This is a genomic window from Halomonas kalidii, from assembly GCF_030010475.1.
Lineage (GTDB): Bacteria > Pseudomonadota > Gammaproteobacteria > Pseudomonadales > Halomonadaceae > Halomonas > Halomonas heilongjiangensis.
Genome location: NZ_JASCQN010000051.1, coordinates 231,547 through 242,369, shown reverse-complemented (window position 1 = coordinate 242,369; position 10,823 = coordinate 231,547). Strand labels below are relative to the sequence as shown.

Sequence of the window (10,823 nt, the reverse complement as noted above, 5' to 3'; positions counted from 1 at the left end):
GCTCATTGTCCCCGCAGCAAGGTCGTGCAGGCTCCTGACACCTGGGAAGCACAGGACGAGATCAGTCGCGTCTCGACCGCATGATCGAACATCGCGCCGAACGATTCGATCATGCGTTCGAACTGGGGGTCCCCCAAGCCGCTGGCCTCCTCGCTGCGCACGCCTTCGCCATCGGCAATGGACGATGGTGCACCGGCGTCTCCGCCGACCCTGTCGGTGAAGTTCTGTATCCGTTCGATCGTGCCTTCCAGCTTGCTCATGAGGTTGCCGCCCAGCTCGGCAGGGGTCACGGCCTGCAGCGTCGAGCCGGAGGTGCTCGCCATGTGTTCGAACAGATTCTGCGAGGCCAGGGCCCCGAGATCGGGGCCACTGGCCGACGCCGGCATCGGGCCTGCGCCAATCGCTGTCGTGGGGGTCATCTCGCTCCCTCCCTCGCTGCCATCATGGAAAGTGCGGCGTCACCCGCTGGTTCTCACCGCACGCGGCCAGGCGACAATTCAGCCTTCGTCCTTGAGCATGTCGCCGGCGTAGTCCAACAGGTGCGATGCCGCCAAGGAGCCAACGGCCTCGCCGACGATCTCCGTCGCCCTGGCATTGTCGACCGCCGCATCGAAGGCCTGCTGATCGGCCCCCGAGGCGTCGTTGGGCCCCGGAGCACCGGTGGGTTCGATAGTCGCCATGTCAATCCTCCTTATGCAGTTCACTCATTCGGCGACCGAGGTTTCCGTCGCCGTTCCTCCCCGAAATACCCGGACCCCTGAAGGGCCTCTCGGAGCCGGTTGCCTCAGCCGCTCGACGTGGCGTGCCACACTGTCGATCCAGGGCTCGGGTCCCCAGGCCTGCAGCGTCGAGTCGCCGTTTATCAATCTTGCTCTCAGTGGGTTACCGATACGGGCGCGGTCGATCTCGTCCATCAGGCGCTGCGAATCGACACCCTCCAGGTCGAAGCGACGCTGGGTCATCTCCTGGCGGGTGGTGACATGCAACACACCGCCATCGAAGAACCAGGCCAGACCATTGGCGGCACTGATCTGCTCGAGAAATTCCTCGACACTTCCGGTGCGGATATCACCATGCACGCGCCCTCTTACCTCACGAGAAATCTCCACCGGCATGGACAGGTTGTGGCCCAGCTCCTTCAATACATCGCGAACATCCTGATCGATGATGACATAGCGATATTCACGCTCCTGCCACTCGTCACCGAGCCATCCCGTGTCATCGCTGGCTAACGCATCCGTTGGCCAGACGAAACTGCCGATGGCTGTCAGGATGATAAAACCGATGAGGCACCGCCATCTTTCGAGACGCCTGGGTGGCATCACGCCGGCCCAGGGAGCGCCCAAACCAGGCTCGGAATGAATACTGGATAACCGTCGCCCTACCGACCCATTTCCGATCCCGATATTTTCATCACCCGATGTATCAAGGAGAGAAACTTTCGCATAATATCGCGATGAATCATCACGCCATTGCTGCAGCCACCTCGCTGCATCATGCGCCGAACCTCTTGACGCAGCACAGGCATACCCGACTCGTCCTTGCCAGTGATTCCAAGGACCCCGAAGAGCCCGGAAGAAGGAGAACCCGACTGTGATACGCCCCCATTTACGCCTTTCTCTCCTGCTGTCCTGCGCGGCATTGGCTGCCTGCACGACCACCGGTCCGCGGGGAGAGGAAGCCCGGTTGCTCGGCCTGGCAGACGACATCAACCAGCGCGGCGACCATGCGACTGCCGCCGCCATGTACGAGCGAGCCCTGGAAATGTCGGATGACTCCCCCGACATCCACGTTCGGCTCGGCAAGGCACGACTCGCCGCCGGTAATGCGCAGGCCGCCAAGGCCGCGTTCCGTACTGCGCTCACTCTCGACATCGAGAACCCGGAGGCGCTGCTGGGACTGGGCACGACCCAACTCCAGCTCGGCGAAGTCGAGGGCGCAGCACGCAACCTGCAGAGGGCAGCTCCCGAACTCGATACCCGACAGGCATGGAGCCGACTGGGCGTCGCCCACGCCTTGCTGGGCCAGGGAGAGGCCGCGCAGCATGCCTTTTCGCGGGCCGTGGCCCTGGCCCCCCGGGATCCCGACACCCTCACCAACCTGGCACTGGCACACTCACTGACGGGCGACAGTGCCGAAGCCATCGCGTTGATGCAGCGGGTCAGTGATTCGCCACTGGCCGAGCAGCGCCACTTCCGCAACCTGATCCTGGTGCTGGTGCTGGCCCAGGACCTGGAGCTTGCGGCAAGCGCCACGATCCCCGACATGCCCGACGCGCTCCGCCAGTCGCTGATCGAGCGTGCCCAGCGCATCGGTGAAATCCCCGACCCTGTCGAGCGTGCCCGCGCCATGGGGCTGGCGATGGCCGAGTGACCCTCGCCGCCGGCGCCATCGGCGCCGGCCCCCAGGTGGCAGAGGCCCCAGGCGCTCACAGATCCCCCGAGGTGGCACTTCCGCCGGTGGCGCTGCGCGCCTCCGACTCGAGCTGATAGCGGCGACTGTTGGCCTGCTCACGCCCGCCCAGCCGTTCGCGGGCCGCCGCAGCGACCGGCGCCGCCGAGGCGGGGCCCATCTCGCGCCCCTGCAGCAGATCGTCGGGACGCTCGACCATGCGTTGCAGATTGAGATCGTTGGCACAACCGGATGGCAGGGTGACGATGCCGGTCTGGTCGGGTTGCACTCGACAGGTATTGGGGACGATCGCCAGGCGCTGGGCTGCGTCGCCATCCGCGGGATCCTCCGCGACCTGCCGGTAGCCCGTCTCCCAGGAGATCGGACCGAGCGACGATGCGCAGCCGCCTAGCAGCATCGACAGGGGGATGAGTCGCCACCAGGCCGTACGGCATGCATGCTTCATGTTCTTCACTCCCCCATTCATTGCAGATGAAACCCGAAGGGGTCGTCCCGCTCCACCTGGTAGGTGGTGCGAGTGTCGAGTCGGCCGTCGTCACCGGTGACCCTTGCCTGGTCCAGCGGCGTACGCGGTGTCGGCGCCGAGCTCGGCTCGACGATGTAGGGCGTGATCAGGATCACCAGTTCGGTTTCGTTGCGCTGGAAGCGCCGCGAGCGAAACAGGTTGCCGAGGATCGGGATGTCCCCCAGCCCGGGAATGCGTTCGACATTGTTGAAGGTGTCACGCTGGAACAGGCCGGCGATGGCGAAGGTCTGGCCGCTCCCCACCTCGACCAGGGTGTCGGCGCGGCGCACCTGCAGACCCGGCACGCTGAGGCCGCCGATCTCGACGCTGCTGCCGGTCAGGCTGCTCACCTCGGGACGTACCTGCAGGGAGATGCGGTCGTTGGGCAGCAGTGCCGGCGTGAACAGCAGCGAGACGCCAAATTGCTTGTACTCGATGCCGACCAGGTCGCGGCTGACCGGCACCGGGATGGGGATCTCGCCACCGGCCAGGAAACTGGCCGTCTCACCGGTGACGGCGGTGATATTGGGCTCGGCCAGGATCTGCAGCAGGTCGTTCTCCTGCAGCGCCTGGAGCAGGCCGTCGACGCTGTCGGCTCCCGCCCCGAGGGTGCCGAAGGTGTTGCCGGCCTGGGAGCCGGGGAAGACGCCGAGCGAAAAGGAACCGTTGTTGATCAGCGCGCTCCAGCTGACGCCATATTGCAGCAGTTCCTCGCGAGACACCTCGGCAAAGCGCACACGAAGGTTGATCTGGGTGCCACCCTCGTAGGTGGTATTGTCCAGTGTCCCGCCCTCCTCCGGTGCGTGACTCTCGAGGGTGGACTGCGTGGCGATGGCACTGGAGACATCCTGGCCCTCGCCTTCTGCCACCAGTTGATTGCCGGCCATGCGCAGGCGGATCGGGGCATCGGCACCCGCCCCGCGCAGCGCCTGCTGGGCAACCCGGGCACCGTCGCGCACCTGCAGACGCATCGAGGCCTGGGTGCGATCGTCGTCACTCAGCACGATCAGGTTGGTATCGCCCTGACTCTTGCCGAACAGGTAGAGGACGCCCTGCGACACGACCTGCACGTCGGCCACCTCGGGATCGGCCACGAAGACCGAGGCCGCCGCTTCGCGGAACCGCAAGATACGCCCCTGCCCGGTTTCCAGGGTCAGGCCCTGCTCGTCACCGGTATCGACATCCGTCTGGGCATGGCCGGGCAACGCCAGCAGCATCAGGAGGGGCGCCAGCAGCAGTGCCGCCAGGTGCGAGAGATGACGCTCCAGCGCCGCGTAGCCGAAAAGCGCTCTGGATATCGAGAAGGTTGCTGCCGTCACAGGGGCTGCTCCATGCACAGGGGGTGGATTGTCATTGATCGACACGCTCATTCGGCCTTGCCTTTGGGGGAACTCGTCGCTTCATTGGTGCCGGTGCGTGACGGCGCCTGCGGCAACCGCACCTGTGCCAGTGACTGCAGGTTGAATTCGGGCGCCACTTCCGGCCAGGCGATGACCGGCAGGTCCAGCTCATGGCGCTTCGACAATTGCTGCAGCGCCGGCCGTACGTCGGCGGAGGCGATCACGACGGGGGCCAAGTCATCGTCCAGCTTGTCCAGTCGCTGCTGAAACCACTGGCTCAGCGAGCGGGACAGCGTCACCGGGAGCCCCCCGCTCCGGGGGATGCCATCACCATCGCGTTGTGATGCGCGGATGGCCTCCTCGAGCTGGCGGGTCACCACCCAGGCCGGCAGCACACGATCCGCTCGCGCGAAACGATGGCAGATCTGACGAGCCAGGGCGGTACGGATGCGCTCGGCCAGGCGCGGCACGCTCTGCTCCTGCGGCCCCCAGGTCACCATCGCCTCCAGGATGGTGCGCAGTGCGCGCAGGGGGATGCCTTCATCCACCAGGCGACGCAGGATGTCCGACATCTTCTGCAGCGACACCACGCGTACCGCCTCCCCCACCAGTTCCGCATAGTCCTGCTCCATGCCTGACAGCAGGGCACGTGTCTCCTGGATGCCGATGAACTCGCCGGCGTAGCGGGCCAGGATGCGCTCCAGGCAGTGGCACAGCACCTGGTCGACCGTCCGGTAGCCGATGCCGGCCTCATCGAGGCGCTCGAGTTCCCGGCTGGCGACCCAGTGCCCGGGGCGGCGGCTCAACAGCGGCGCGTGACTGACAGATTCGACCCCGAGCAGCTCCAGGTGTACGGGATCGTCGTCGAGCAGGGTACGGTCGACGGGTATCTCGCCCTTCATGATCGGCACTTCGTCGAGCTCGATGCCGAAGTGATGCGCTTCCAGCGCCGCATCGACACGCAGGCCGACGCTCGGCATGTCGATGCCCAGGTCGTCACCCGCTCGGCGTCGTGCCTCGTCGAGCCCCTGGCGGAGAGTATCGAGTGCCAGCGCCTCGGCCAGCGACGTGGCCAGCGACAGCACCACCCGGTGCCGGGTCGCCGGGGCAGCCTCCGAAGTGGTACCGAGCTCCGATGATGCCGCCGCCGAGGGAGAAGAAGGCGTCTCTACCGTCGACTCCACCATCGAGGCGGTGTCCGGCATCATGTCCCCTGCGAGCCGGCGTTCACGACGACGAATCACCCAGGCGGCAAACCCGAGCCCTGCCGCCAGGCTCAGGAATACCGTGGAGGTGAACCCCGGGATGAAGGCGACGAAGAACAGGATCACGGCGGTCAATCCCAGTGCCCGTGAGTTCCTGCCGAGCTGGCCGACGATCTCGCTGCCGAGGTCGCCGCTGTGGTCGGAACTGACCCGCGTCACCACCGTGCCGGCGCCGACGGCGATCAACAGTGCCGGGATCTGGGCGATGAGCCCGTCCCCGACGGTCAGTAGCGAATAGGTGTTCACCGCCTCGCCAAACGACATGTCACGCTTGACCATGCCGATCGAAAGCCCGCCGACCAGGTTGACGCACAGGATCACCAGGCCCGCGATGGCATCGCCCTTGACGAACTTCATGGCGCCGTCCATGGCCCCGTATAGCTGGCTTTCCTGTTCCAGGCGCCTGCGCTTGGCATGCGCCTGAGCCTGGTCGATGTCGCCATTGCGCAGATCATTGTCGATGCTCATCTGCTTGCCCGGCATGGCGTCCAGGATGAAGCGGGCGGCCACCTCGGCGACGCGTTCCGCGCCCTTGGTGATCACCAGGAACTGGGCCACGGTGATGATCAGGAAGACCACCAGGCCGATCACCACCTCACCGGCAATGACGAAGTTGCCGAACGCCGCGACGATCTGACCCGCATCCCCCTCGAGCAGGATCAGCCGCGTGGTGGTGATCGACAGCGCCAGGCGAAACAGCGTAGCCAGCAGGATGATCGGTGGCAGCGACGAGTATTCGACCGGATGGGTGATATAGAACGCCACGATCAGGATCAGCAGGCTGAAACCGATGTTGAGGCCGATCAGGGCATCCACCAGGGCGGTCGGTAACGGGATGATCATCATGATGACCGCCAGCACGATGAAGATGGCGATCACCACGTCGCTGCGTTGCGCAGCACGTTGGGCGATGACGTTGAGCTTGGTGAAGGCGCCGTTCATGTGTCGCCCCGGCGCTGCAGGTACTCACGAAAGCAGTGCCGGGCATCGTCCTCGCGCCCCTCGGACCAGAGTGCCCGGCTCTGCAGCAGCATCAGCGTGGGCGAGGGACCTTGCAGTTGCTCGAGGCGGTCGATCGCATTGAGCGCACGCCGCGCGTCACCGACAGCGATGAAGGCCCGGGTCAGCGTATGCAGAATGCCCGGGTGGACAGGAGCGATGTGCGCGGCCAGCAGCAGCAACACGAGCCCACGCTTGTGGTCGCCACTCTTGGCATAGAGGTGCCCCAGCATATGCAGCAGATCTGCGGCATTACGATCGCTATCGTTCATCAATGGCTTCCCCCGGCCTCGGCATGGCGCTCCGCCCACTCCAGCCGCTGGGTGATCTCCTCGGTGAGTACCTGGGCGGCCATCTCGGCGATGTCGACGTCAGTGTCCATCCGTGGCAGTACGTTATCGACGACGTGCTGCAGCAGTTCGATGCTGCGTTCGTTGCTGTAGAGCGATGGATCGCTGGCGGTAGGCAGCGTCAACCGCTCGATCTGCTCGAGCAGCGAGCCGTGGTGCTGGCGGCGTGCCTGGCTGCTCTCCACGGCTCGAGCGAAATCGGCCTGGCGTTGCGGGTCGACGGGGCGGTTGCCACCGGTGTCATCGGCCCGCGCCACCGACTCCGGGCTCCCGCGGAGCCGGTGAGCGTCATTGGTCCGATCGGCAGTGACTTTCATCGAATCCATCCCGCTAGAGCGTCAGGGAAAATTCATCGTCGCCACGGCGCACCGTGACACGGTCGTCGCCGATCTCGGCGAGCACCCAACCCTCCTGCAGCGCGGCCCCTGGATAGAGTCGCTCCCCCCGGGCGTCGATGACGTAGGGGTTGTCACCGAACCACACCGCCTGGAACTGAAGGGCCGGGGCGTCGAGCGCCAGACCCGGCCGGGCATCGCTGATCAATACCTGGTGGCTGCCGTGGTGCTCGTCGAACCAGCGTTGCACGTCCCGCCAGGCATCGTATCTGTCCGGGGCGAACTCACCGGAAACGACCAGGTGGCTGCCGGCATCCCGCACCTGCAGGCTGTCGAGACCGGCCTCGGCCAGCCGTTGACTCAGTGCCTCGCCGGGAGACATGGAGGGTGTCATGAGCAACCGCGCGGCCTCGGCCGCCTGTGGGTGCAGGATGGCGGCGGAGTGCAGGGCATTGGGAGAAATGCTGGCGCCGGCCTTGCCGACACCGACGAATTGATAAATGCCGATGAGTGCCACCGCCATGCATAACGCCGTGACGGCCGCACTACGCTTGACGAAGGTACCAGGCACAGGGCGACGGCGAGGCATCAGGCGTTCACGCCAGCGCTTCGGAACCGGAATCTTGCTCCCCTGTTCGCGGATCCACAGGGATGCTGGAGCCAGACACCTACCGAGCCGGCGGACACCGGGGGAGACGAACCGCCTCACCCCCAGGAAAAGCGGGGAAAGCGCCCGATGAATGGCGCAAAGGCCGGGGGCAGCGAACCCGCCGATGGCTTGGAGCGCGGGGGGAACCCTCTGCCTGGCCACTTGCAGCACACCAGCGGCGGACTCTCCCGTGGCTTGGTAGCCACGTGTAGCGATTTCCTGGATGGCTTGCACGGCCGGCGGCAGGGACAGTTCCGGCCGGGAAAGCTGCAGCCTCGCCTCACCGATATCGAGCGTCACCGGCAGCGCGGTTCGCCAGCCGGTCCCCTGGGGGAGCCGCTTGCCATTGACCTCGATGTCATCCCCCACGGCCTCGATGGCGACCATGCGGGCATGGAAGCGCAGGGTGGCATGTTCGGCGACAACGGCATCGTCACTCAGCATCACGTCGGCATGCCGCGAGGACCCGATCCGACAGACCGGCTGTTCGATGGGAATGGCGACACCACGGTGGAGACCACGCGTGACCTCCAGTGTCGAGAAGACGTCGGTCGTCGGCAACAGGAAGGCGCTTATGGATGTCATGAATGCGGAGGCCATGGGACACCTGCCATCAGGAACTCATGCCGCCCACCCCCAAGGGCGAGTGGCCAGTGATAAAAGTATCTTGCGACCCTCGCCTGGGGTGTCGATGGTTGCCAACACCCCAGGCGTGATGAGGCGGGCGGTGACACCACCGCCCGCCCTGACAACGTCAGTTATTCGGCCGCGCCGACCTGGCGGTGTCGACCTCTGTGTTCCCCTCGGTCTTGGTCTTGCTGACCTCCATGGACTTCTTGGCGGCGTCTTCAAAGACTTTCTTCAGTTCGTTGACATCGATGCCGCCACCGCCGGCACCGTCCACCCCCTCTGCACCGTTTTCCTTCCTGGGCATCAGCTTGAAAAGGGCCATGGCATATCTCCTTTACTGGCCTGTGGAATTGGAATGGAAAATTATTCTGAATCTCTTGCCCCTATTCACAGACATTACAGCGACATCAGATCGCAGTTTCGCCAGCGGGGTTACCAACCTACGAGTTAATCATAGATAAGTAAAATGACAGTGCAATTTCCGCAGAAGAAAAACCCAGATAAAAATGTTACAAACAGAAACGCCTGGTTTTATATTGTTATTTGAGCACATCACTCATCACGCAGCGTTATGTAAAAACCCACCCATAACGCTCTCCAATAAATACAATCAGCCATCACCATCGTCACTATAACCCACTCCCATGCCGCTGCTGATTTTTAAACTTATCAGGCATGCCCTTTTCATGGACGCTTGGCCGGAGCTGGTCGGGAGATTTTTAAGGTAGCGGGCTCATTTCCCCTAGGCGTCGCTTGAAAACCAGGCATCGGCTCCGTGACGTTCGGCAAACGGAATTGCCACGCCACGGAGCAAGCGATCCTTCATCTCCGGCACCGACAGGGCGGTGACAACGATGTAAACATCGTGGCAGGCCCGAACCTTGAGGTTGCTGGGCCACCGGACATGACCATCATCGCCGACATGCCCACTGCTCAGCACCCTACACCGGTGCAGAGAAGACATGGCGGTGACCAGACCGCGCATACGGATGAAGTGAACATAATGGCCGGGAGGCAGGGCACCCTGGTTCGACGCCCTGTTCAAGGCCTTGATATCACCAAGATGATAGAGATGTGCACACCCCTCGGGAGGCACCATTGTTACCCGCGATATCAGGTTACTTGATCGTTGCTTCACTCCGTCATCGCCTGGCGTCTCGCGAGACTTTTCCTGGACCAGGGCAAAGAAATTGAAGTAGTCCTCCCCCAGTAGCCCCAAGGCCCTGCTGCGCTCCCGGGTATCGGCTTCCATCGCCAGAGCCTCCCTTAATCCGTTCGCCTCCAGAAAAGCGGGTTGCGTATATAGGCCCTTCGGGGCAGATGTCGTGGAAACGGGCTTCAGCCCGACACGCTCCCCGACTTTCGACAGCACGACAGGATCGACGTGAGATGTCATATCGACCGCACCGGGATATCGATACCCGATATTCAAGGGGTACTGCTCCCAGTCAAAGACGGTATAAGGTGCTTGCCTGATGACGCCCGGCCGTCCGTAGTCGAAAGTCAGCACATAGCCCTCATCGAGGGCCACCCCGAGCTCACGCATCCAATGCATGGCCCTGGCATTGACCGTCAACCGCTCGCCATCAGGCTGTGCAGCGATGGGGAACAGCTTGTTCAGGTCCAGGAGCACGGCGGCGAGAGCCGGACTCGGCGACCGCTCCTCTTCGCCGAAGTCCCCGTGGGAATCGACGGTGACGTAAATCTCCCTGATCTCGCCATCCCGAACCACGGCACGGTGCACCGGAAAGGCATCGGGGAGTTCGTTGGACAGCAACACGCCTCGTACCTTCCACAACGGCAGGCTGTCTGCGTTTGCGTGGACCCAGCGAACCCGTTTCCTTCCCGCCAGGGCTTCCCGCTGACGCATGATCAAAGCCCGGCTGCACTCCACGATCGTATAGCGAAGCGCGCCATGAAGCTCGACGTGGTCGGCCTGTAAGGTTTCGATGATATCGTGAGCCAGCGTACCATTGCCCGCCCCCATCTCGACCACATCGAAGCGCCGGGGATAGCCCATCGCCGCATGCATATCGACCAGCGCTTTCGCGATCGTACGGCCAAAGTAACGACTTCGCTCCGGTGCCGTGAGGAAATCGTCGCCACTGGTATTGCCGATCGAGACGACTCCCGAATTGTAATATCCCCCCTCCCCATCAAGTCCATAGAGAGAGCGGTCCATGAACTCGGCAAAGGGAATGCCCCCCCTCGTCCGGACATACTCGACCAGCGCACCGACAAACCGGGGGTCGAGCCGCAAGCCCAGTGCCGGATAGGGATTCGTTTCACGCCTGGCAACTCGTGAGTTCATCCGCCGAGCTTCCCGTCGATCTCGACA

General features: G+C 63.9%; 12 protein-coding genes. 1 reads left to right on the top strand and 11 read right to left on the bottom strand.

Annotation, left to right across the window (positions count from 1 at the left end; genetic code table 11):
• Positions 1-2: 2 nt before the first annotated feature.
• The 3 genes from QLQ85_RS17685 to QLQ85_RS17675 form a co-directional block, all read right to left on the bottom strand.
• Positions 3-419 (bottom strand): hypothetical protein, encoded by a 417-nt coding sequence (locus tag QLQ85_RS17685; protein ID WP_282740215.1) that lies wholly within the window; start codon positions 417-419, stop codon positions 3-5.
• 78 nt (positions 420-497) lie between these two features.
• Positions 498-680, bottom strand: coding sequence for a hypothetical protein (locus QLQ85_RS17680; RefSeq protein WP_282740214.1), 183 nt, complete (start codon positions 678-680; stop codon positions 498-500).
• 24 nt (positions 681-704) lie between these two features.
• On the bottom strand, positions 705-1,322 hold the full coding sequence (locus QLQ85_RS17675; protein ID WP_282740212.1) for a hypothetical protein: 618 nt from the start codon (positions 1,320-1,322) through the stop codon (positions 705-707).
• Between the two features lie 364 nt (positions 1,323-1,686).
• Between QLQ85_RS17675 and QLQ85_RS17670 the strand changes: the two genes are divergently transcribed.
• Entirely contained in the window at positions 1,687-2,373 is a 687-nt protein-coding gene (locus tag QLQ85_RS17670; protein WP_282740211.1) for a tetratricopeptide repeat protein, read from the top strand.
• Between the two features lie 55 nt (positions 2,374-2,428).
• Here QLQ85_RS17670 and QLQ85_RS17665 read toward each other — a convergent pair whose 3' ends face one another.
• The 8 genes from QLQ85_RS17665 to QLQ85_RS17630 all read right to left on the bottom strand — a co-directional run bounded on the left by QLQ85_RS17665 (position 2,429) and on the right by QLQ85_RS17630 (position 10,796).
• Positions 2,429-2,857, bottom strand: coding sequence for a hypothetical protein (locus tag QLQ85_RS17665; protein WP_282740210.1), 429 nt, complete (start codon positions 2,855-2,857; stop codon positions 2,429-2,431).
• 17 nt (positions 2,858-2,874) lie between these two features.
• Positions 2,875-4,236 carry a type II and III secretion system protein family protein gene (locus QLQ85_RS17660; protein ID WP_282740209.1) on the bottom strand — a complete coding sequence of 454 codons (1,362 nt, stop codon included), beginning with the start codon at positions 4,234-4,236 and terminating at the stop codon, positions 2,875-2,877.
• A gap of 47 nt (positions 4,237-4,283) precedes the next feature.
• Positions 4,284-6,464: a type III secretion system export apparatus subunit SctV gene (gene sctV, locus QLQ85_RS17655; protein WP_282740208.1), complete on the bottom strand. Its 2,181-nt coding sequence runs from the start codon at positions 6,462-6,464 to the stop codon at positions 4,284-4,286.
• Positions 6,461-6,793, bottom strand: coding sequence for a tetratricopeptide repeat protein (locus QLQ85_RS17650; protein WP_282740207.1), 333 nt, complete (start codon positions 6,791-6,793; stop codon positions 6,461-6,463). Before QLQ85_RS17650 ends, sctV begins: the two co-directional genes overlap by 4 nt.
• The gene (locus tag QLQ85_RS17645; RefSeq protein ID WP_282740206.1) at positions 6,793-7,188 is read right to left on the bottom strand and encodes a hypothetical protein; all 396 of its coding nucleotides are present in this window, start codon (positions 7,186-7,188) and stop codon (positions 6,793-6,795) included. Before QLQ85_RS17645 ends, QLQ85_RS17650 begins: the two co-directional genes overlap by 1 nt.
• A 13-nt stretch (positions 7,189-7,201) precedes the next feature.
• Entirely contained in the window at positions 7,202-8,440 is a 1,239-nt protein-coding gene (locus tag QLQ85_RS17640) for a SctD/MshK family protein (protein WP_282740205.1), read from the bottom strand.
• 169 nt (positions 8,441-8,609) lie between these two features.
• Positions 8,610-8,807 carry a hypothetical protein gene (locus tag QLQ85_RS17635; protein ID WP_282723094.1) on the bottom strand — a complete coding sequence of 66 codons (198 nt, stop codon included), beginning with the start codon at positions 8,805-8,807 and terminating at the stop codon, positions 8,610-8,612.
• A gap of 420 nt (positions 8,808-9,227) precedes the next feature.
• The gene (locus QLQ85_RS17630; protein ID WP_282740203.1) at positions 9,228-10,796 is read right to left on the bottom strand and encodes an SAM-dependent methyltransferase; all 1,569 of its coding nucleotides are present in this window, start codon (positions 10,794-10,796) and stop codon (positions 9,228-9,230) included.
• Between the last annotated feature and the right edge of the window lie 27 nt (positions 10,797-10,823).